The organism is Actinosynnema sp. NPDC037264 (assembly GCF_055603705.1).
The window spans coordinates 99,702-120,832 of sequence record NZ_JBVJVK010000012.1 but is presented as its reverse complement, the minus strand read 5'-3'; the positions used below and the strand labels follow the sequence as shown (position 1 = coordinate 120,832).

Here is a 21,131-nt window from a genome sequence, read left to right as displayed (position 1 = left end):
CCTTTGTCCCACCCGCGTCCGGACGGCTACTTGATGCCGGAGAACTGGATGGAGTCGACGATCCGCCGACCGAAGGCGGCGAACAGCGCGATGACCGGCAGCGCCGCGAGCAGGGTGGCGGCCATGAGGCCGGCCCAGTCGGGACTGCCCTGCGGGGTCTGGGAGCGGAACACGCCCAGCGCCACCGTGAGGACGCGCACGCCCTCACCCTGGCCGACCAGCAGCGGCCAGAAGTACTCGTTCCACGCGGTGACGTAGGCCAGCAGCGCCAGCGTCGCCAACGGGGCCCGGCTCATCGGCAGGATGATCCGGAAGAAGATCCTCGGGTGCCCGGCGCCGTCGATGCGCGCCGCCTCCTCGACCTCGCGGCTGATGCCCAGCATGAACTGGCGCATGAAGAACACCGCGAACGGCGTCATGAAGAAGAACGGCAGCACGATCGCGGCGTAGGTGTTGAGCAGCTTGAGGTCGCGCATCAGCACGAAGTTGGGCAGCGCGGTGAAGATCGGCGGGATCATCAGCGCGGTGAGGAAGACGAAGAACACCGCGTCGCGCCCGGGCCAGCGCAGCCGCGCGAAGGCGTAGGCGGCCATCGAGCTGAACAGCACCTGCCCGGCGGTGATGAGCGTCGAGGTGAGCACCGAGTTCAGCAGGAAGCGCCCGAAGTCGATCGACGCGCCGGACCCGCCCTGGGCGCGGGCCTCCTCCAGCGACGCCAGGCCGAGCACGCGCTCGAACGCGCCCAGCGTCAACCCGGCGGGCAGCAGCGAGTCGGCGTCGGCCGCCAACGCCCGGTTGTCCGACAGGGAGACGCGCAGCATCCAGTAGAACGGGAACAGCGTGATCAGCACCAGCAGCGCCAACACCGCCCAGCCGAGCGCCTTGCGCCACCCCGTACCGATTGTGGTCATCGCGGGCTCCCTTCAGTCCAGGTCCGAGCTGCCCGCGCGCAGCAGGCGCAGCTGCGCCACCGCCAAGCCCGCGAGGATGGCGAACAACACGACCGAGAGCGCCGCGGCGTAGCCGAAGTCGAACTGCTGGAACGCCTTCTCGTAGATGTAGAAGTAGATGACGCGGGTGGCGTCGACCGGGCCGCCGCGCGTGGTGACCGCGACGGTGTCGAAGATCTGGAACGACCCGATGACGGTCAGCACCAGCACCATGGCCAGCACCGGCCGCAGCAGCGGCAGCGTGACGCCGCGGAAGATCCGCCACTCCGACGCGCCGTCGATCGCCGCGGCCTCGTACACCGACCTGGGGATGGCCTGGAGCCCGGCGAAGATCAGCAGTGCCGTGTAGCCCAGGTGCCGCCACACGTTGACCAGCGCGATGGTCGGGATGGCCGTGGAGGTCTCGCCGAAGAACGCCACCGGGTCGATCCCGACCCACGACAGCACCGCGTTCACGATGCCCAGCTGGGCGTCGAGCATGTTGTACCAGACCAGCGCCACCACGACGTTGGCGATCAGGTAGGGCAGCAACAGCAGGCCCCGGACGAAGGACGACTTGGTCAGCCGGTGCATCAGGACCGCGACGAGCAGCGCCACGACGGTCTGCACGCCGATGTTGATCACGACGTACTCGACGGTGACCAGCAGCGCGTTGCCGAACCTGGCGTCGCCGAGGGCGTCGCGGTAGTTCTGCGCGCCCACCCAGTTCGGCGCGGCCAGCAGGCTGTAGTCGGTGAAGCTCAGGTAGAACGTCTGCAGCGCCGGCCAGGCGTAGAACAGCACGAACCCGAAACCCGCCGGCAGCAGGAAGAGCAGGGCCACCCGCAGGTCGCCGCGGCGTGCGGCGGTCATGCGCCCTCCTCCCGCTCCAGGTGCAGCAGCAGGGCCTGCTCGGGGTGCAGCGGCGGGATCTGGACGCCCACCTCGGCCAGTTCCCGCCCGGACAGGCAGGTGCCGGTGGCCAGCCACGGGACTGCGACCAGGGACGTGGACGGCGGCAGGCCGGCGTGGTCGACCGGGCGCACGGTGAACCGCGCGTCGGGCGGCAAGCCGGGCAGCGTCACCCGCCCCGGCGACGTCGTCGTCCCCGAGGCCACCGCGACCACGGCGAACAGCGCCTGCACGTCGTCCTCGGACACCACGCCGTGCACCAGGATCGCCGGGTCCGGCGAGTCCGACCGCACCACCCGGCCGCGGTGCGACCAGCCGCGGACCTCCTTGTAGAACGCCACCCAGCGCGCCAGCCCGGCCAGGTCCGCCGGGTCGGCGGCGGCGAGGTCCCACTCGATGCCCAGGTGGCCGAACAGCGCGGTGACGGCCCGGAAGGACAGGTCGTGCCTGCGCCCGGTGGTGTGCGACCGGGCGGCGCCGACGTGCGCGCCGATGAGCTCGGGCGGCAGCAGCAGGCCCGTCCAGCGCTGGATGCCCTGCCGGTCCAACGCGTCGATGCAGTCGCTGGCCCACACCCGGTCTGCGCGCTCCAGGATGCCCAGGTCCACCCGCGACCCGCCGGAGGAACAGGACTCGACCTCCAGGCCGGGGTGGCGGCGGCGCAGCTCGTCGAGCAGGCCGTAGACCGCCGCCGTCTGGGCGTGCACGGCGGCGCGGCCGGTGCGCGAGTCGCCCGCGTCGACCAGGTCGCGGTTGTGGTCCCACTTGAGGTAGGCGATCCGGTACTCGGTGACCAGCGCGTCGAGGCGCTCCAGCAGGTGGTCCCGCACCTCCGGCCGGGTCAGGTCGAGCACGTACTGGCCGCGCATCAGCGGCGGGCGACGACCACCGGTCGCCAGGATCCAGTCCGGGTGCTCGCGCAGCAGGTCGGAGTCGGCGCTGACCATCTCCGGCTCCACCCACAGGCCGAACTCCATGCCCCGTGAGCGGACGTGGTCGACCAGCGGGTGCAGGCCGTCGGGCCAGACCCGCTCGTCGACGTGCCAGTCGCCCAGGCCGGCGGTGTCGTCACGCCGGTTGCGGAACCAGCCGTCGTCCAGCACGAACAGCTCCGCGCCCACCTCCGCGCCCCGGTCGGCCAGGTCGCGCAGCCGCTCCAGGTCGTGGTCGAAGTACACCGCCTCCCAGGTGTTGAGCACCACGCGCCGCGGCCCCCGCGGGTGGTGGGGCCTCGACCGCAGGTGGCGGTGGAAGCGGGCCGACAGCTCGTCCAACCCGTCGCCGCAGGAGCCGAACACCTCGGGGGTCGTGTAGGTCTCCCCCGGCTCCAGCCGCACCTCGCCCTCCAGCAGCAGCTCGCCGCCTCCGATCACGGCCTCGCCGGTGGGCACCCGCTCGGCGTACGTGCGGTGGTTGCCGCTCCACGCGACGTGCACGCCCCACACCTGCCCCCGTCGGAAGCCGAAGCCGCTCTCACCCGCCACCAGGACCAGCGTGGCGTCCGACCCGGTCCGACCGCGCCGGCTGTCCCGCACGTGCGCCTCCACGCCGAACGGCCTGCGCTGGGGCGTGCGTTCCCGGCCCCAGCGCCCGGTGAGGTCGAGCAGTTCGGTGGCACGACGCGGCAGGGGCAGCGCGAGCACCAACCCGGCGAGGGTGTAGGCCGTGTCACCGGTGTTGCGCACGGTGGCGCGCAGGCGCACCAGCCCCGCGGGGGTGAGCCCGACCTCCAGGTCCAGGGCGAGACCGGCCGCCGCGTCGACGGCCCGGACCAGGCACGAGCCACCGTCCTCGACGACCCGTTCGACGGTGAACAGCGGCGACCAGTCACGCCCCTCCCGGTGGCCCCGCAGGCCGGGCAGCCCCGGCCACGCGGTCGCGTGCTCCGGCACCACCGCCACGGCGCCCGGCGTGTCGGTGGCGTTGGGCACCACCGCGGGCACGCTCGTCGACGCCAACGCCTCCAGACCGGCGTCGGGGCCGAGGTCGGCGCCCCAGTGCAGGACCTGCGGCAGCCCGGAGTCCTTGTGGTGCAGCACCAAGCTCACGCCGTCGGCTCGCAAGTGGACGATCCGGCCGACGCCGTCGACGGCCGGCGCGATGACCGGTGGTGCGGTGGACACACGACCTCCAGGCGGTGAAGCGCTCGTCACATTGAACGTTCCATGGAAGATGTCAGCACGATCTCGGCGGGTCAACGGTGGCGGTGGTAACGAGTGCGCAACATTGAACGTTCAATGCGACGACGTGGTCACCCGGGGTGAATGATGTCCCGGTACGAGGAGGTGGACCCCGGTGCCCAGAGACGGTGCGGACCAGGGAAGGCGGCGCGTCGGCATCGTGGACGTGGCCGCCGCCGCGGGCGTGTCCAGGCAGACCGTGTCCAACGTCCTCAACGGACGCGACGAGTACTACTCCGCCGCGACCCACGAGAAGGTCACCAGCGCCATGCGGGCACTGGGCTACCAGCCCAACCGCGCCGCGCAGACCCTGCGCTCACGGCGGACGATGCAGATCGGCTACCACATCTTCGGCGAGCAGCTGGACCGGGCGCAGGGCTTCACCCTGCACTTCCTGCTCGCCCTGGTGAAGGCCGGCGCCGACGTCGACCACCAGGTGCTCGTCTTCACCCACCACCGCGACGACCCCCTCGGCGTGTTCAAGGACCTCGTCGCCCGGCACGCGGTGGACGCGGTGGTCCTGTCCGAGTCCAGCGTGCGGGACGAGCGGGCCCGCTTCCTGGCCGACAGCGACATCCCCTTCGCCTCCTTCGGCCGCCTCTCCCCCGACCTGCCGCAGCACTGGGTGGACGTGGACAACGTGGCGGGCATGCGCGCGGTGGTGGACCTGCTCGTCGCCGAGGGCCACCAGCGGTTCGCCTACCTCGGCACCGACGGCGACCAGTACTGGAAGGCCGAACGCCTCGACGGCTTCCTCCAGCTCCTGTCCCACCACGGCCTGCGCGTGCCCAAGGCGTCGGTCTTCCGCGGTCCCGACCAGGGCGTCCGCCGGCGTGCGCACCAACTGCTCACCGGCAAGAACCCGCCGAGCGCCATCGTGACGGGCAGCGACGCCGTGGCCGCGGTCGTCCTCAGCGTCGCGCACTCCCTGGGGCTGCGGGTCGGCGCCGACGTGGCGATCACGGGCTTCGACGGCGGCGCCGTCGGCCTGGTGACCGAACCGACCCTCACCAGCGCCCGCATCCCCGTCGAGCGCATCTCGCGCGAACTGATCGCCCGCTGCCTGCGCCAGGTCGAGCACGGGCACGACGGCGAACCCGGTCTCCTCCTGCCCACCGAACTGGTGCGCGGCGGCAGCGCCTGACGGGGGGCACGACGGACCGCCACGTCCCTGTTGAACGTTCAATCCGGAAGGCTCGTCGGCGGCCCGCACGCACGACCTCCTCGGCCTCTCGACCGGGAGCCCGCGGCCCCGCGCGACGTGCCAGAGGACCGGCGTCCACCTTTCGACCAGCCGCCGATACCGCGCCGCGCCGGCGCGACGCACCCCGACGTTCGAGCAACAGGGCCCGCGCGGCGTCGGCGCCGTCGGCGGTGAGCCGGTAGAAGCGGCGGCGCGGCCCGCGGTCGAACCGCCCACAACCTCCCAGGGCAGTACACCTAGAGGTCTCCCAGAAGCTCTCGACCCAACCCGCGCCCTCGAGTCGGCTCAGCCTGCCACCCATACCGGTCACGCCGGGCGCGGGGTGTCGGGTCAAGATCGGTCGACTGCGCCGTTTCGCGTAGGCTGCCGCTCGTGGCTGTGGATGGGCGCGGGGGCGGTGAGGTGCGGGTTTCCCGGATCGCGGACCTGGCCGGGGTGTCCGCCTCGACCGTGTCGAAGGTGATCCACGGGCGGCCGGGGGTGTCCGACGGGACGCGCAGGCGCATCGAGGAGCTGATCCGCGAGCACGGCTTCCAGAAGAACGAGAAGACCGAGGCGGTCCCGATCGTCGAGGTGGTCTTCCAGTCCCTGGACAGCCTGTGGGCGTTGGAGATCATCCGCGGGGTGGAGGAGGCGGTCCGCCCGCACGGCCTGGCGGTGACGCTGACGGAGATGCAGGGCGGCCACACGCCGGAGAGCGCCTGGGCGCGGCAGATGCTGGCCCGCCGTCCGGTCGGCGTCATCGCGGTCTCCGCCGAGTTCAGCGAGGCCCAGTTGGCCCAGCTCGGCAGCCGCGCCATCCCGCTGGTCGCCCTGGACCCCACCGGTGAGCCGACCCACTCGATCCCGTCGGTGGGCGCGACGAACTGGAACGGCGGCCTGGTCGCGACCCGCCACCTGGTCGGCCTCGGCCACCGCCGCATCGCCATGGTCAACGGCCCGTCGGAGTTCCTGTGCTGCCGCGCCCGCCTGGACGGCTACCGCGCGGCCCTCGACGCGGCCGGCGTGCCGCAGGACCGCAAGCTCGTCCGGACCGCGCCGCTCTACCACGACGGCGGCCGGGACGCCGCGCGCGAGCTGCTGCGGCTGCCCGACCGGCCCACCGCCGTCTTCGCCGCCAACGACCTGCAGGCCCTGGGCGTCTACGACGCCGCGCGCGAAGCGGGGCTGCGCATCCCGCACGACCTGAGCGTGGTCGGCTTCGACGACCTGGCGTTCACCCAGTGGTCCGATCCCCCGCTGACCACCGTGCGGCAGCCGTTGCGGCGGATGGGCGCGGAGGCCGCCGGGATGCTGCTGACCCTGGCGGCGGGCGGTGAGCCGGACAACGACCGCGTCGAGCTGCCGACGAAGCTGGTCGTCCGGGGCAGCACCGCGCCGCCGCCGTGACGCGGGATCAGCCGGTGCAGGTGTAGCCCGAGGGCAGCGCGGTGCTGCCGTCCGGGCGCGCGGCCTGGAACCCGAACTCGGCCGTCGCCCCCGGCGCCAGCGAGCGGGTGGCCCGCGCGGTCACGGCCTGGCCGCTGGTGGTCACCGCCGCGTTCCACGACCCGGTGATCGAGTGCCCGGACGGCAGGGTGAACGCCACCGCCCACGTGATCGTCGACGTCCCGGTGTTGGTGATCCGCACCGGTTGCACGACGTAGCCGGTGCCCCACTGGGTCTGCGTCGTGGCGACGACCGTGCAGCCGGCCCCGCCGCCCGGCACGGTCACCGAGACCGACGACGACACGGCCGACGTGTTGCCCGCCGCGTCCCGCGCCCGCACCTGGTACCGGTAGGTGCCCGCGCCCAGGCCGCTGTCGGTGTGCGTCGTGCCGGGCGCCGTGGCGACCTGCGTGAACGTGCCGGACGAGCCGGTGGCGCGCAGGACGTCGTAGCCGGTCACGCCGACGTCGTCGGTCGACGCGCCCCACGACAGGGACACCGAGCCGCCCGAGGCGGTCGCGGTCAGGCCGGACGGCGTGCTGGGGGCGGTCGTGTCCGCGGGCGAACCGGGCCCCGCCTTCTCCGCCGCCCACGCCGACAGCCACGCCAGCGCGGAGTTCCAGTTCAGCGCGACCTCGTTGACCGACCAGGCGTTGATGTCGTCCAGGTAGCACTTCTGGGGCTTGCAGCCCGCCAACTGCGCCTGGGCGACCGGGTCCTGCAGGTCGGCGTTGGGGCCGCCGGCGAGCAACCCGGCCGGCGGGATGGGCAGCGACGGGTCCAGCTGGTTGGCCCAGAACCGGTGGTGGGAGTTGCGGGTGGCGCGCTCGCCGTAGCCGGTCACGTAGGAGTGGTTGAACGGGTTGCGCCCGAACAGGTAGTCCAACGTCCGGTAGACGCCCGTGCGGTACTTGGCCTGGCCGGTGAAGTCGTGCGCCAGCGCCAGCACGTTCGCCGCGTTGGCGACCACGCCGTTGGAGCCCCAGTAGTAGCCGCTCGCCGGCGCCGGGTAGCCCTGGGACGACGCCTGGTCGAGCAGCCGGTCGCCGTAGGAGGCGAACGCCGCGCGGGTGGCCGACACGTCCGAGGCCGACAGGCCGTTGGGCACCAGCGCCAACGTCGTGTCGCCCAGCCCCGAGGTCCACCACCAGTCGAACCCGCCCTGGTCGAACCCCTTGCCGCGGAACAACGACGACCCGGTCACGTCGCCGCGGTAAGCGCTGGAACCGGTGGTGGTGAACAGCTCCGCGGCGGCCCAGAAGAACTCGTCGGTCACGTTGTTGTCGACGTACGTGCCGCCACCGTTGCCGTCGTTGGGATCGGCGTAGCGGGCGGGGTTGGCCTTGGCCGCGGTGTAGGCGCGCTGCGCGGCGGTCAGGGCGCGGGAGGCGAAGTCGGCGTCGATGTCGCGCCACACCCGTGCGGCCTGCGCGGCCACGGCGGCGAGGTTGAGCGTGGCGGCGGTCGTCACGGCGGAGAGCAGTCGCGGCTGCGCGTCCTGGTCGGGACGCGTCGGCAGGGCGGTCCAGTTCTCGTCGCTGACCTTGTGCCGCACCATGCCCGCGTCCGCCCGCCCCGGCGGCACCTGCATCTTCATCAGGAACTCGACGCCCCACCGGGCCTCGTCGAGGATGTCGGGCACGCCGTTGCCGCGTTCGGGGATCGCGAGCTTCCCGTCGCCGAGGGCCGCGCGGTCCGCGTCGGCCACGTGCAGGGTGCGCTCGTACTCGTTGATCAGCTGCCAGGCGGCGATCCCGGTGTTCACGCCGTACTTGCCGTGGTCGCCCGCGTCGTACCAGCCACCCCGCACGTCGGAGGTGTAGCCGCACGACACCCGGCACGGCACGCGGTCGTCACCCGTGTTCGGGGCGACGTTGAGGTGCCCGGCGGGCCGCGCGTACCGCGAGCCGACGTACTCGGCCTGGATCGGGGTGCCGCTGCGCTGGTGGTAGAAGAACGCCAGGGCGTCGTAGCGCAGGCGCTTGAGCGGGTCGGCCGAGATGTCGAACGGGTTGCTGTTCGCGCCCGCCACCGACAGCACGTAGCCGGCGCCGGGGGTGTCGAAGGACGAGAAGTCGGCGATGTGCACGTGGTCACCCGACAACGGGTCCGCGCCGCGCACGCTGGTCTGCCCCGACGCCACCGTCACCCCGGAGGCGTTGCGCAGCGCCCAGGCCACCGGCGAGCCCGAGCCGTTGACCACCGTGGCCTGCTTCGGCAGGCCCGGCACGTAGGCCACCTGGTTGACCTTGACCGAGGGGCCGGCGTCGGGGGCCGCCTGCGCGGCGGACGGTGCCAGCGTGGCGGCGACCAGTGCCAGAGCCGCCGCGACCGCCGCCCCTCGACGACGTTGAAGATGAGTGCGCACGGACAGATCCTCCTTGGATCACGCCGCCACCCTGGCCGAAATGTTCTCGATCCAGAACGACAGTGTTGCGGACCGGGAGCGCTCCCAGAAGAACGCCTTCCGTCAGCCATGGTGACCCACCAGGCATGTCCGGGTCAACGTTCTCTCGTTGGCGAGAAATTTTCTTAGCGCCCCCACCCCGTCGCGGTCAGGCACCCCGGATGGCCGCGATCGGCCGGTCGCCCGCACGGGGGGTCTGCCCGGGTCGGCCGCTCGTCTGGCGGAGCAGTGCCAGGGCCTCCTCGGAGGACGAGCCGCCGGAGGTCGTGCACACGACCAGCACCTGGTCCGGCGAACGGGCGATCGACAGCGTCTGCTGGGTCACCGTCAAGGCGCCGACGACGGGGTGGTACAGGTCGTACGTCGCGGCGTCGCAGGGCGCCACCCGGTGGTCGGCCCAGAGCGCGACGAACTCACGGCTCTTCATCGTCAGCTCACCGATCAGCTCCGCGAGCAGCGGGTCCTGCGGGTGCTTGCCGACGGTAATCCGCAGGTTGCCGACCACCGCGTGGGCCTTGCGCTTCCAGTCCGCGTACAGCTCCCGGCAGTGCGGGTCCAGGAACAGCAGCCGGGTCATGTTCGGCCGCGCCGCCAGGTCGTCCGGGCCGTGGAAGTCCAGGTGGCCGGCCAGCAGGGCGTGCCCGAGGGCGTTCCACGCCAGCACGTCCGCACGCCGGCCGAGCACCAGCGCCGGGACGCCGTCCACGGCGCGCAGCAGGTCGCGCGTCTCGTCGGCGAGCTTCTCGGGTCGGGGGCGGCGCGCGCGGGGCGTGCGGCGGGCGGCCCCGGCGAGCCGGTCGAGGTGCTCGCGCTCGTGGTCGTCGAGCAGCAGGGCGCGGGCGATCGCGTCGAGCACCTCGGCCGAGGCGCCGCGGGACAAGCCCTGCTCCAACCTCGTGTAGTACGAGACGCTGACGCCCGCCAGCTGGGCCAGTTCCTCGCGCCGGAGGCCGGCGACCCGCCTGCGGGGCCCGAGGTCGCGCAGACCGACGTCCTCCGGTCGCAGCCGAGCCCGTCTGGCCCGCAGGAAGTCGCCGAGTGGGCCAGGTGCGTCCATGCGCCCAGTATCCGGGGCACGGCGGGACCCCGACCACACCCTGCGAGGGGTAGGACAACGCGGGAGTGGTTCGTGCCCGTCCGCGTGTCCAGGCTCGGTCCTGTTCGGCCATACACACTGGATCGAGGATGGACGCACATGGAGCAGCACCCCGAGGAGATCACCCTCGGCGACGTCACCGTCACCCGCATCAAGGAGTTCTACGGCCCGGTCGGCCTGACGCCGGGCGAGTTCTTCCCGGACAGTCCCGACGGCTCGTGGGACGAGCACCGCGACTGGCTGGCGCCCGACTTCTGGGACCCCGAGACGGACGAGTGCCACACGGCGGCCCAGTCCTGGCTGCTGCGCAGCGAGGGGCGCACGATCCTCGTCGACACCGGCGTGGGCAACCACAAGGACCGGCCGTACTCGCCGGTCTGGAGTCGGCTGGACACGGGCTACCTCGACCAGCTCGCCGCCGCCGGCGTGCGCCCCGAGGACGTCGACATCGTGGTCAACACGCACCTGCACGTCGACCACGTCGGCTGGAACACCAGGCTCGACGGCCGTGACTGGGTGCCGACGTTCCCGAACGCCACCTACCTGATGACGCGGCGGGACTTCGAGTTCTGGGACCCGGCCAACGAGCACAGGTCCGTGCTGGGCCGCGGGAACCAGAACGTCTTCGAGGACAGCGTCACCCCGGTCCACGAGGCCGGCCTGACCCGGCTGTGGGAGGGGTCGTACCGGATCGACGGGAACCTGCGGCTCGACCTCGCACCAGGGCACACCCCCGGCTCGTCCGTGCTCGCCTTGGAGTCCCGCGGCGATCGGGCCCTGTTCGTCGGGGACCTGGTGCACACCGCGCTGCAGATCGCGGAGCCCGGGATCAACTCCTGCTTCTGCGAGGACCCGGCCGAGTCCCGGGCCACCCGGCACAAGCTGCTCGGCCACGCCGCCGAGCACCACGCGCTCGTCTTCCCCGCGCACCTCGGCGGCCACGGCGCCGCGCGGGTCGAGCGCGACGGGTCGAAGTTCGCGATCAAGGAGTGGGCGGCCTTCTCCCGCCTCTCCTGAACCCCCCGAAAGGAAGCGCTTCCCGTGACCCAGCACGCAGACCCGGTCGTCGCGACCCCGGCGGGCGCCGTGCGCGGCGTCCGCGACGACTCCGGCGAGTTCTACCGCGCCATCCCCTACGCGGCGGCGCCGATCGGCGCCGGCCGCTTCGCACCGCCCGCGCCGCACCCGGGCTGGTCCGGCGTCCGCGACGGCACCCGACCGTCGCCCACGGCTCCGCAACCGGTCCGCGACTTCGGCCGGCTCGACCTGTCCCCCTACTTCGGGCCGGGTTGGGTGCGTGGCGAGGAGTACCTGACCGTCGACGTCCGCACGCCCGCCGCCGACGGCGGCAAGCGCCCCGTCATGGTCTTCGTGCACGGCGGCGGATTCGTCACCGGCTCGACGCGTGCCGCGCTCTACGACGGCCGCGCGTTCGCCCGCGACGGCGTCGTCCTCGTGACGGTGAACTACCGCCTCGGCGTCCCCGGTTTCCTCGACCTGGAAGGCGCTCCGGCCAACCGCGGGCTGCTCGACGTGCTCGCCGCGCTCGGCTGGGTGCGCGCCGCGATCAGCGCGTTCGGCGGCGACCCGGACAACGTCACGGTCTTCGGCCAGTCCGCTGGCGGCACGCTCGTCGGAGCGCTGCTCGCCACCCCGGAGGCCAAGGGCCTGTTCCGGCGGGCGATCGTCCAGAGCGGCAGCGGCACCGGCGCCTTCACCCCGGAGCAGGCGCGACGGGTCACCGCGGCAGCCGCCACGGCGCTGGGCGTCGAGCCGACCGCCGAAGCGTTCGCCGCGATCCCGGACGAGCGCTTCCTGGAGGTCCTGCCCGCGCTGGCCGGCCTCGACCTGCGCACCGGCGCCGCGACGGACCCGCTGGTCGGCCTCAGCCCGTTCAGCCTGGTCCTCGCCGTCCAGCCGGCCGACGGCCTCACCGACGGCCCGGCCGGCGACGTCGACCTGCTGATCGGCGCGAACACCGAGGAGGGGCGCCTCTACCTCGTGCCGCGGGGCGACCTGGAGTCCTCCACGACGGCGGACGTGCTCGCCCTCGCCGCCAGGGTGCACGCGGACCCGGAGGCCAAGGTCGCCGCGCACCGCACGGCGCTGCCCGACGCGACACCGGGCGAGCTGCGCTCCGCGGTGCTCGGGGAGGCGCTGTTCGGGGCCGGCACGGCCCGCCTGGCGCAAGCCCACGCCCGGCTCTCGGGTGGCCGCACCCACGTCTACTCGTTCGGGTACCGCTCGACGGCCTTGGACGGACGACTCGGCGCCGCCCACACCGTCGAGCTGCCGTTCGTCTTCGACGTCGCCGACGAGCCCTGGCTGCACGGTGACACGGGCCTGCTCGGCCCCGACCCCGTCCCGCCCGGCCTCGCGGCCCGGGTGCACGACGCCTGGGTCGCGTTCGCCGGCACCGGGGACCCGGGCTGGCCCGCGTACGACCCGCGGCGCCCCGTGGCGGAGACCCTCGGCATCGGCTGAAGCTCCCGGTCCCGGCGGAGGCCCGCACCGCAATGAGCCGGGGGCGGCCGCGCGGTCGTTCCCGGCCCTGGCCGAGGCCGCCACCGGAACGAGCCGGGGACGGCCGCGCGGTCGCGGCCGTCCCCAGAGGTCTTGCGGACGCGTCAGCAGTTCGCGACCCCGCTGCCCGCGGTCGGCTGGACCCGCTCGAACCGCACTCGGTTCAGGCCCCCCGGGAGGTCGCTGAGCGAGTACAGCTCACCCTTGGCGTCGGTGGCGATCGCCGACGGTTGGGTGGGGAGGTGGCCGATCGCGGCGGACTCGTAGGTGCCGTCGAACTTCGGACGCACGGCGTACACCCGGGTCGAGCAGTAGTCGGCCGCGACGTAGGTCCCCCACGCCTCCGGCGTCCGGGACCCGCGGTACACCACACCGCCCGTCACCGAGCAGTTGTCGTTGTAGTGGTCGTACTCGAAGACCGGATCGGTGTACCGCCCGCCCGGCTTGCACTGCTGCGGGTCGAACACCGGGGTGCCCTCCTTGCACGACCAGCCGAGGTTCGCCCCGCCCTGCCACGGGCGGATGTGGTTGACCTCCTCGACCAGGCCCTGGCCGACGTCACCGATCCACAGCGAGCCGTCGACCGGGTCGACGGAGAACCGCCACGCGTTGCGCAGCCCGTAGAGCCAGATCTCCGGCCGCGCGCCCGCCACGCGGACGAACGGGTTGTTGGTGGGCACGCAGTACGGCTTCGGCCCGCAGGTGCGGTTGACGTCGATCCGCACGATCTTCCCGAGCAGGGTGCCGAGGTCCTGACCGGACTTGAACGGGTCGTACGCGCCGCCGCCGTCGCCGAGGGACCAGTAGAGGTAGCCGTCGCGGCCGAACGCCACCTGGCCGCCGTTGTGGTTGCCGTACTCGGCGTGCTCCTGGGTGAGCAGCACCTGCACGCGTTCAGGAGCGCCGATGGGCACTCGCGCCAGGGTCAGCTCGCCCGCAGGCAGGCTCGTGTACGCCACGTAGAGGATCCCGGTCCGGGCGAAGTTCGGCGCGGGCGTGATGCCGAGGAGCCCGCGCTCGTTGTCCGACGCGTCGATCCGGGAGGTCAGGTCGAGCACCGGTGCGGCCGCGAGGCCGGTGTCGGGGTGGTACGCGCGGACGGTGCCCTCTTTCTCCGCGATCAGCATCCGGCCGTCCGGCAGACCGGTGATCGCGATGGGGCGCCGCAGGCCGGACGCCACTTGTTCGGACGCCACGGTCAGCTCCGTGAGCGGCGCCGCACGGGTGTCGGATCTGCCGGCCGCGGCGCTGCCGCTCACCAACACCGACGGCAGCAGGGACGCGGACAGGGCCAGGACGAGCAGGCCGGCCATCAAGGTGGCCGGGCGACAACGCCGTCGCAACATGTTTTCGGCTCCTCGTGCAGGGTGGAAGACACATTCTGGGAGCGCTCCCAAACGTACCGCGACTTCCGCACAACATCCAGCCGCGGTCTTGCCGCCCGGGCATCCGCTCGGCGACCCTGGTCCGATCGGCGGTACCGCGGGGAAGAAAGCGCACGACGAGCGCGTCACCCTTTGGCACACTGCGGCGGTGCACGACCCGATGGCGTTCACCGACGCGGAGAACTGGACCGGCGGCTTCTACGAGCTGTCGCTGGAGGTCGGCGACCACGACGACGAACGCCTTCAACGCGCGTTGACCGCGCTGTGGGGAGCAGCCGCCGCCACCGACGGCTACGGCCACCGGGACCGGGAACCGGCCGACCAGGTCGCGGTACCCGTCACCGTGGCGTCGCTCGACGAGTTCGGCCACCTGCGCGGCATCGCGCGCACGCCGGTCGGCTCGGTCGTGTGCGGCTGCCTCGCCACCCGCTTCGACGAGGCCGAGGACTGGGTGACGTGGTACCTCCCGCTCGGCGCGCTGGCCCGAGTGGACCGGCGCGTCGGCGGCTTCCCGTTCGGACCGGACGGTGAGCCGCGGTCGCAGGCCTGGCGTGCTCCGCTGGACGCGTGGCTGGCCGGTGTGGCGGAGGAGGTGTTCCGACAGGTCGACTTCCGGCTCGGACTGATCGGCTTCGAGGTCGACCTCGTCACCGCGGCCGAACTCGGCGGCGAGGTGCCCGAACAGCGCTGGAACGGCTACCTGCTGCCCGCCGACGGACAGCTGACCTACACGCCGGCGAACCGCTGACGCCGGAGCACCGGGAACCACCACACCCGCGGCCGGCGGCACGGGTCCGCGGCCGTGTCGGTCGATCGACCGATTGACGGCGCCGAAGATCCTGTGCAGGTTGGTGGCCCCACAAGATCAACGCGGAAACGGCGGGCACATGAGCACGACACTGGCGTTCACCCGGGTCAGCCCGGCGGAACTGGACCGGGCGATCGAGGATCCGGAATGGGCGCTGGAGCACTTGGAGGAGGACCTGCCCTACTACTCCCTGGAGAAGTCGTGGGCGGGCATCCAGTTCCTTTTGGACGCGGCCGGGGTGGCGATCGAGCTGAACGAGGACGGCTTCGTCATCGACGAGGAGAGCACCCTCTCGGGGTGGACCGACCACATGGTCGCCGAGGCCGCCACCACGCTGAGGGCGACGCCGTTCGAGGTGTTGGCGACCCACTACGACCCGCGGGAGTTGAGTGCGCAGGAGGTCTACCCCTGGCGGCGGTTCTGGGACGACGACGGCATCGACAACCTGCGCGACGACTACGTGGACCTCGTCGAGTTCTTCGAGGAGACGGCCGCGTCGGGAGGTGCGCTGATCCGGGAGATCAGCTTCTGACGCCCGGGTCGCCGGTGTCGCCTCACCCCAGCGTCCGCAGCCGGTCGAAGCCGTCGGCCAGGTAGCCGCGGCAGAACGCGAGGTGGTCGGGGCCGTACCCGCGGGGGCCGCACTCGATGACGAGCAGCAGGCCCAGGTAGAGGTGGTACAGCGCCAGGCGGTGCCGGAACGCGGGCGTGAAGTCGAGGACGCCGCCAGCCTCAGCGTACCCGGTGACGAGGTCGCTGTCGGGGCCCGCGTCGCCGCCGAAGGCCAGGGAGATCAGCTCGGCCGCCGGATCACCCCAGAACGCCCGCTCATGGTCGATGAGGCCGACGATCCGGGGCGGCCGGTCACCGTCGCCGTCGCCGGGCAGGTCGACGAAGATGTTGCCCGGCCACAGGTCGAAGTGGACCAGCCGCGGTTCGGCGACCTCGTCGAGGGCGGCTCCGCCCTCGGCCACCAGGGCGCGGATCTCGGCGGGCGTCGCACCCAGCGGGGAGTGCCAGCGCGCGGCGTCGTCGAGGAGCGCGTCGACCATGGCGGTGAAGGCCGTCCGCCAGTCCGGCGCGGACAGCCCGGACGCCGCGGCCGGGTAGCCGAACCGGCCGTCCTCCGGTGCCAGGGTGTGCAGGCGGGCGGTGATCGCGCCCAGCTCGCGGCGCAGCGCCCGCTGGGTGGCCGGGGGCACGCGGCCGGCCGACTTGTCCCACGGTTCGCCCTCCAGGAGGGAGACGGCGAGGAACTCCTTGCCCGCGTGGAGCAGGTCGGGTGTCGGCACACCACCGCCGGGCAGCGCCGCGATCCGCCGGTAGACCATGGCTTCCGTCCCCAGGATGCCGCGCTCGTAGCGCAGGACCGGGGCATCGGCCGACGGCGCGATCTTGATCACGGCGGCCCGGCCGTCGTCGAGCAGGACGCGGTAGGCGGTGTTGAACCAGCCGTCGGTCAACTCCGCCTCCAGCCGGCACCCGACGCCGACGGCGTCGGACACGAGCGCGTCGAGGTCTTCGGGCGACAGGCGGCGCTTGGTCTGGCTCTGCACGGGGGTCCACTCTCGACGGCAGGGATCACGGGAGCGCTCCCACAATGCGGTTCGGCGGCGGTCCGGTCAAGGGCGACCTGATCACCGGACCCGGCGGGCGACGTGCGGCCAAGGTGACCGTTTGCGGCCAAGGCCACGCCCTGCCGCCACCGGATGGCGTTGACTGGGCCACCACGACGGCGAGCGAGGAGCCGCTCCCGACGGGGTGGCGGGACCGCTGGACGTGGTGCCGGAGTCGGCCGATCGGAGGACGAGTTGATGTACGGACCGGTCGCACAACCGCAGCCGCAGCCGCACGGCCGCCGGACGCGCGGAGTCCCGCTCGCGGTGACCCTCGCGCTGGCGCTCGGTGCGTTGACGCCGGCGGCGGCGTTCGGGGCGCTGGGCGCGGCGGACACCCCGGCGAACGCCTTCGGCACCGTGCTCAGGAGCGTGCTGGGCGTCGAAGGCGCGTGCTGCCTCGCCGGCGGGGTGCTGCTGATGCTGCGGCAACCCGTGGGTCGGGCCCTCGCGGTGGTGGGCGGGGCCGTCGCCCTGGCACTCCCCCTGCTGATGGTTCCGCTGATCGTCGTGGCGCCCTCGGAGTTCGCGTCCGGCATCCGCCAGGCCGGAGGTCTCCTGGTGCCCCTGGTGCTGTTCGTGCTCGGCCCGTCGACGATGGCGGCGAGCCTGCGCTGCGACGTCCGCGGCGACGGATCCCGGTAGCCGCCCGAAGAGCGCCGGGAACCCGCGGCCGGGTCGGAACGACTTCCTGGACGGGGACGAAACCGGGAGGTTCACCGTGGAGCGTCGTGGTTTCCTGCGGGCAGCGGCGTTGTCCGTCGGCGCGACCGCCGGTCCGGGCGCACGGGCGGCGGGAGCGCCGACGGCGGCGAACCCGTTGCGGGTGCAGGTGCTGATGTTCGACGGGGTGGAGGAGCAGGACTGGGCCGCGCCGGCGGAAGTGCTGGGCCTGGCCGCGGCGATGAGCGACGGCGCGCTCACCACCACGCTGGTCACCACCGGTCGGCCCGGGACCGTGACGTGCAGCTTCGGTGCGCGCGTCGAGGTGGGCCGGGGTTGGTCGCCGCGCGAGGCGGACGTGCTGGTGGTGCCCGGCGGTGGCCGCTACACCGACCCGGACGGCGTCGGCGTGCGCCGGCTGATGGCCGACCGGGACTTCCTGCGCCGCCTGGCCGACGCCGCCGTGCTGCACGTCGGGATCTGCACCGGTGTCATGGTGCTCGCGGCGGCGGGACTGGCCAGGGGCCGCAACGCGACCACCCACCACCGCGCGAAGGCGGACCTGGCCGCGCACGGCGCGACCGTCGTCGACGCCCGCGTGGTCGACGACGGGAACCTGGTCACCGGCGGCGGCGTCACCTCCGGCCTGGACGTGGCGCTGTGGCTGGTCGAGCGCTTCCTCGGCCCGCGGCAGGCCCAGCAGGTGGAGACCTTCCTGGAGTACGAACGGCGCGGCACCGTCTGGCGCGCCTGACCCGATCCACGGCGAACGGCCCGGGCAGCGGCGGCGCGCTTCCCGGGGCGTTCGTGGCCGGATCAGCGGCCGCCTTGCTGGACGGAGCTCGCGGCGGGCGTTCCCGGCCGGACTTCCTGGCCCGACTCGGCGTCCGTCGAGCCGTCCGTCGAGCCGTCGGCCGGCGGCGTCGACACGCTCACGCAGTCCGGCGCGGGGCCGACGACCAACGCGACGGCCAGGGAGACGCTGGTGGACGACTGGGCCGCAGCCAGCAGCAGCGTGTCGCCCTCCGGGATGACGTCCGCGTCGAACGTCAGCGAGCCGGTGCCGAGCCCGCCCGGCCCCTTCGTCAACGACGTGATCCCGGTGCCGTGGCTGTCGGTGTCGACGGGCAGGCTGGACAGCGCGACGCAGCCGTCGCGCATCGGCACCGCGGCCGCACGAACGCCCAGCCTGCGCAGTTCCTCGTTCGCACCGGTCACGCCGGTGACGTCGGTGATCGACACCGTCACCGAGCCGTCGGCGCCCTTGGTGACCGCGTAGGCGGCGGGGGCGCCGCCGGGGAGCAACGCACCGGTCAGCGCGACCACGCCCGCCACGCCCAGCACCGTGCCGCCGATGCCCACCGCGCGGCCGACGCCGCGCCGCCCGCTCGCCGCCCGGTCCGGCACGGCGTCCAGCTCGGACCCGTGGCTGCGCATCAGGTCTTCGAAGAGCTGGTCCTCGAACTTGGCCATCATCGTTGCCTCCCAGTGGTCTTCCGGAGTTTCGCCCGGGCCCGGAACAGTCGGATGCGCACGGCGCCCGCCGAGACGCCCAGCGCCTCGGCGGCTTCCTTCGGGGTGAGGCCGTCCAGGTCCACCAGCTCCACGACCTCGCGGTCGGGCCGGGGCAGTTCGGCCAGTCGGGCGAGCAGCGCGCCCGCCGCCTGCTCGGCGTCGATCCGGTCGAGCAGGTCGTCCACCACGTCGGGGTCGAGCGGCCGCTGCCCGGCGATGCGCCGCGTGCTGTCGGCGCGCTGGCTGTGCGCCTCGCAGTGCCGGGCGAACACCCGGCTCGCGATGCCGGTCAGCCAGGCTCGGGCGCTGCCCTTGACCGGGTCGAAGGTGGCGAACGACGTGATCGCCCGGACGAAGGTGTCCGCGGTCAGGTCGGCCACCGTCTGCGGATCGGCGCTGCGCCGCGCGAAGTAGGCGGTGATCATGCCGACGTTCGCCCGGTAGACCTTCTCGAACTCGGCCGCGGCGCCGGCCCGCGTCCCGGGTGGTGGGTGTTGAAGTGGCTCCACGTGGTCCGCCACCGCGTCTGCCATTGTCTCGCTCACACCACATGGTTGCCGCGATCCCGCCGGCCCGTTACACGAGTCCCGGACCCGCCGTCGCCGACGCGACCGTCGGCCGCACGGCGTGGGGGTGCGTGATCGCCGCCCGGACCGTGGGGCTGCTGGTCGGCGGCCTGCTGGTCGCGCGGTGGCGGCCGCGGCGGGGCGCCGGCGGTGGGCGGAGAACGTGCCCGGCAAGCCGCGCCGTTGCAGCGGGCGCCCGGCCGGGCCGCCTCGGGAGTCCCTCCCCCGTCACGGCCCGCCGACCCTCCCCGTCACGCCCCGCCGACCCTCCCCGTCACGACCCGCCGGCCGTCACCCGTCGGCCGACTCGTGCCACCGGCCGACGACCCAGCGGGCGAGGGCGCCGAAGACCACGAACACCGCGATGCCCAGCGCGCTCGCCAGGATCACCGCGGCGAACATCCGGGCCGACGCGAGCTGCGACCGGTACTGGTCGATCAGCACGCCGAGGCCCGGCTCGCCCTGCCGGAAGAAGAAGTCGCCGACCACGGCGCCGATGACGCTGCCGCCCGACGCGATCCGCAAACCGGTGAACATCGCGGGCAGCGCGGCCGGCAGCTGGAGCTTCCACAGCCGCGTCCACCGCCCCGCCCGGTGCAGGTCGAAGAGCTGGTGCTGGGCCGCGGGCACGGACCGGATGCCGAACAACGTGTTGGCCACCAACGGGAACAGCGAGAGCAGCACGCACACCAGCACCCGGCTGGAGAACCCGAAGCCGAACCAGAACCCGAACAACGGCACCAGCGCCAGCACCGGGATCGTCTGCACGACCACGACGTAGGGGTAGACCGCGCGCTCCAGCCACCGCGACTGCGCCATCAGCACGGCCAGCCCCACGCCGAGCACCACCGAGATCAGCAGCCCCAACCCCGCCACCCGGCTGGTCAGCGACAGCGCCGCGAGCAGCTCGGCGAGGTTGTCGGGATCGCCGAACCCGACCCTGATCACCTCGTCCACCGGCGGCAGCAGGAACCGGCGGCGCGGCGACAGCACGACGTGGCTGACGAACGTCCACGCGCCCAGCACCACCAACAACACCGCCAACGGCGGCAGCACGGTCCGCGCGACCCGCTTGATCCTCACGAGGCCCGCACCAACGTCTCCGACACCGACCCCACCAACGCCGCGTACTCGCCGCTGGACCGCAGCCCAGGCGGGCGCGGGTAGCCGAACGGCACCGCAACCTCGGCCACGATCCGGCCCGGCCGGGGCGACATCACCAGCACCCGGTCCGCCAGGTACACGGCCTCCCCCGCCGAGTGCGTGACGAACAACGCCCCGAACCCGTGCCGCGCGAACAGCCGCAGCAACTCGTCCCCCAGCTCGTGCCGGGTCAGCTCGTCCAGCGCGGCGAACGGCTCGTCGAACAGGAACAGCTCCGGCTCCACCAGCAGCGCCCGCGCCAACGCGACCCGCATTCGCATCCCGCCGGACAACCGCGCGGGCCGGACGTGGCCGAACTCCGCCAGCCCCACCGCCGCCAGCACCCGGTCGGCGCGGGCGCGGCGCTCGGCCTTGGCCAGGCCGTCCAGCTCGCCGAACAGCTCGACGTTGCGCCGGGTGGTCCGCCACGGCAGCAGGGTCGGGTCCTGGAAGACGTAGCCGACCCGGTCGGTGCGCCGGGTGACCGTGCCCGACGTCGGCGCGCGCAACCCGGCGGCGACCTGCAGCACCGTGCTCTTGCCGCACCCGGAAGGACCCATCAGCGCGACGATCTCGCCGGCCCGGACGTCCAAGCCGACGCGGTCCACCGCGTGCACCCCGCCGGGGAACGCCACGTCGACCTCGGACAGTGCCAGCAACCCCTCCATCGCCACCTCCCTGCCGGGGAGACTCTCACATCCGAAGGACGGCAATACGGGAGAACGGCGCACGACCTGGTTCGTCGCTATGCGAAGA

General features: G+C 73.2%; 19 protein-coding genes. 8 read left to right on the top strand and 11 right to left on the bottom strand.

The window, feature by feature from the left end; genetic code table 11:
* Positions 1-26 precede the first annotated feature (26 nt).
* Genes ACZ7GX_RS16480 through ACZ7GX_RS16470 form a run of 3 tightly spaced genes read right to left on the bottom strand, consistent with a single transcriptional unit; the run spans position 27 to position 3,964 of the window.
* Entirely contained in the window at positions 27-911 is an 885-nt protein-coding gene (locus tag ACZ7GX_RS16480) for a carbohydrate ABC transporter permease (RefSeq protein ID WP_498777390.1), read from the bottom strand.
* 12 nt (positions 912-923) lie between these two features.
* Positions 924-1,802, bottom strand: coding sequence for a carbohydrate ABC transporter permease (locus ACZ7GX_RS16475; RefSeq protein ID WP_498777388.1), 879 nt, complete (start codon positions 1,800-1,802; stop codon positions 924-926).
* Positions 1,799-3,964: an alpha-galactosidase gene (locus tag ACZ7GX_RS16470; protein WP_498777386.1), complete on the bottom strand. Its 2,166-nt coding sequence runs from the start codon at positions 3,962-3,964 to the stop codon at positions 1,799-1,801. The genes ACZ7GX_RS16475 and ACZ7GX_RS16470 overlap by 4 nt, the downstream gene beginning before the upstream one ends.
* Before the next feature lie 172 nt (positions 3,965-4,136).
* Between ACZ7GX_RS16470 and ACZ7GX_RS16465 the strand changes: the two genes are divergently transcribed.
* On the top strand, positions 4,137-5,165 hold the full coding sequence (locus ACZ7GX_RS16465; protein ID WP_498777384.1) for a LacI family DNA-binding transcriptional regulator: 1,029 nt from the start codon (positions 4,137-4,139) through the stop codon (positions 5,163-5,165).
* A gap of 432 nt (positions 5,166-5,597) precedes the next feature.
* Positions 5,598-6,614, top strand: a complete 1,017-nt coding sequence (locus ACZ7GX_RS16460; protein ID WP_498777382.1) for a LacI family DNA-binding transcriptional regulator — start codon at positions 5,598-5,600, stop codon at positions 6,612-6,614.
* A gap of 7 nt (positions 6,615-6,621) precedes the next feature.
* Here the strand turns inward: ACZ7GX_RS16460 and ACZ7GX_RS16455 are convergent, their stop codons facing one another.
* Positions 6,622-9,021, bottom strand: a complete 2,400-nt coding sequence (locus ACZ7GX_RS16455; RefSeq protein WP_498777380.1) for a glycoside hydrolase family 9 protein — start codon at positions 9,019-9,021, stop codon at positions 6,622-6,624.
* 187 nt (positions 9,022-9,208) lie between these two features.
* Positions 9,209-10,117: a helix-turn-helix domain-containing protein gene (locus tag ACZ7GX_RS16450; protein WP_498777378.1), complete on the bottom strand. Its 909-nt coding sequence runs from the start codon at positions 10,115-10,117 to the stop codon at positions 9,209-9,211.
* A gap of 138 nt (positions 10,118-10,255) precedes the next feature.
* Between ACZ7GX_RS16450 and ACZ7GX_RS16445 the strand changes: the two genes are divergently transcribed.
* Entirely contained in the window at positions 10,256-11,173 is a 918-nt protein-coding gene (locus ACZ7GX_RS16445) for an MBL fold metallo-hydrolase (RefSeq protein WP_498777376.1), read from the top strand.
* Between the two features lie 24 nt (positions 11,174-11,197).
* The gene (locus ACZ7GX_RS16440; RefSeq protein ID WP_498777374.1) at positions 11,198-12,640 is read left to right on the top strand and encodes a carboxylesterase/lipase family protein; all 1,443 of its coding nucleotides are present in this window, start codon (positions 11,198-11,200) and stop codon (positions 12,638-12,640) included.
* Positions 12,641-12,783: 143 nt separating this feature from the next.
* Here the strand turns inward: ACZ7GX_RS16440 and ACZ7GX_RS16435 are convergent, their stop codons facing one another.
* The gene (locus ACZ7GX_RS16435; protein ID WP_498777372.1) at positions 12,784-14,025 is read right to left on the bottom strand and encodes a PQQ-dependent sugar dehydrogenase; all 1,242 of its coding nucleotides are present in this window, start codon (positions 14,023-14,025) and stop codon (positions 12,784-12,786) included.
* 187 nt (positions 14,026-14,212) lie between these two features.
* Between ACZ7GX_RS16435 and ACZ7GX_RS16430 the strand changes: the two genes are divergently transcribed.
* Both ACZ7GX_RS16430 and ACZ7GX_RS16425 read left to right on the top strand, forming a co-directional pair.
* The gene (locus tag ACZ7GX_RS16430; RefSeq protein ID WP_498777370.1) at positions 14,213-14,812 is read left to right on the top strand and encodes a hypothetical protein; all 600 of its coding nucleotides are present in this window, start codon (positions 14,213-14,215) and stop codon (positions 14,810-14,812) included.
* Between the two features lie 139 nt (positions 14,813-14,951).
* Entirely contained in the window at positions 14,952-15,404 is a 453-nt protein-coding gene (locus ACZ7GX_RS16425; protein ID WP_498777368.1) for a DUF1877 family protein, read from the top strand.
* A gap of 22 nt (positions 15,405-15,426) precedes the next feature.
* Here ACZ7GX_RS16425 and ACZ7GX_RS16420 read toward each other — a convergent pair whose 3' ends face one another.
* A complete protein-coding gene (locus tag ACZ7GX_RS16420; protein ID WP_498777366.1) occupies positions 15,427-16,428 on the bottom strand; it encodes a phosphotransferase family protein in 1,002 nt (333 codons plus the stop codon).
* A gap of 258 nt (positions 16,429-16,686) precedes the next feature.
* Between ACZ7GX_RS16420 and ACZ7GX_RS16415 the strand changes: the two genes are divergently transcribed.
* Together ACZ7GX_RS16415 and ACZ7GX_RS16410 are read left to right on the top strand one after the other, a co-directional pair.
* The gene (locus ACZ7GX_RS16415) at positions 16,687-17,133 is read left to right on the top strand and encodes a hypothetical protein (protein ID WP_498777364.1); all 447 of its coding nucleotides are present in this window, start codon (positions 16,687-16,689) and stop codon (positions 17,131-17,133) included.
* 76 nt (positions 17,134-17,209) lie between these two features.
* Positions 17,210-17,905, top strand: coding sequence for a DJ-1/PfpI family protein (locus ACZ7GX_RS16410; RefSeq protein WP_498777362.1), 696 nt, complete (start codon positions 17,210-17,212; stop codon positions 17,903-17,905).
* Positions 17,906-17,967: 62 nt separating this feature from the next.
* Here ACZ7GX_RS16410 and ACZ7GX_RS16405 read toward each other — a convergent pair whose 3' ends face one another.
* From ACZ7GX_RS16405 to ACZ7GX_RS16390, 4 genes are all read right to left on the bottom strand, one after another.
* On the bottom strand, positions 17,968-18,627 hold the full coding sequence (locus ACZ7GX_RS16405) for a hypothetical protein (protein ID WP_498777360.1): 660 nt from the start codon (positions 18,625-18,627) through the stop codon (positions 17,968-17,970).
* On the bottom strand, positions 18,624-19,175 hold the full coding sequence (locus tag ACZ7GX_RS16400; protein ID WP_498777358.1) for an RNA polymerase sigma factor: 552 nt from the start codon (positions 19,173-19,175) through the stop codon (positions 18,624-18,626). The genes ACZ7GX_RS16405 and ACZ7GX_RS16400 overlap by 4 nt, the downstream gene beginning before the upstream one ends.
* Positions 19,176-19,523: 348 nt before the next feature.
* Positions 19,524-20,315 (bottom strand): ABC transporter permease, encoded by a 792-nt coding sequence (locus ACZ7GX_RS16395; protein ID WP_498777356.1) that lies wholly within the window; start codon positions 20,313-20,315, stop codon positions 19,524-19,526.
* The gene (locus ACZ7GX_RS16390) at positions 20,312-21,043 is read right to left on the bottom strand and encodes an ABC transporter ATP-binding protein (protein WP_498777354.1); all 732 of its coding nucleotides are present in this window, start codon (positions 21,041-21,043) and stop codon (positions 20,312-20,314) included. The genes ACZ7GX_RS16395 and ACZ7GX_RS16390 overlap by 4 nt, the downstream gene beginning before the upstream one ends.
* Positions 21,044-21,131 lie beyond the last annotated feature (88 nt).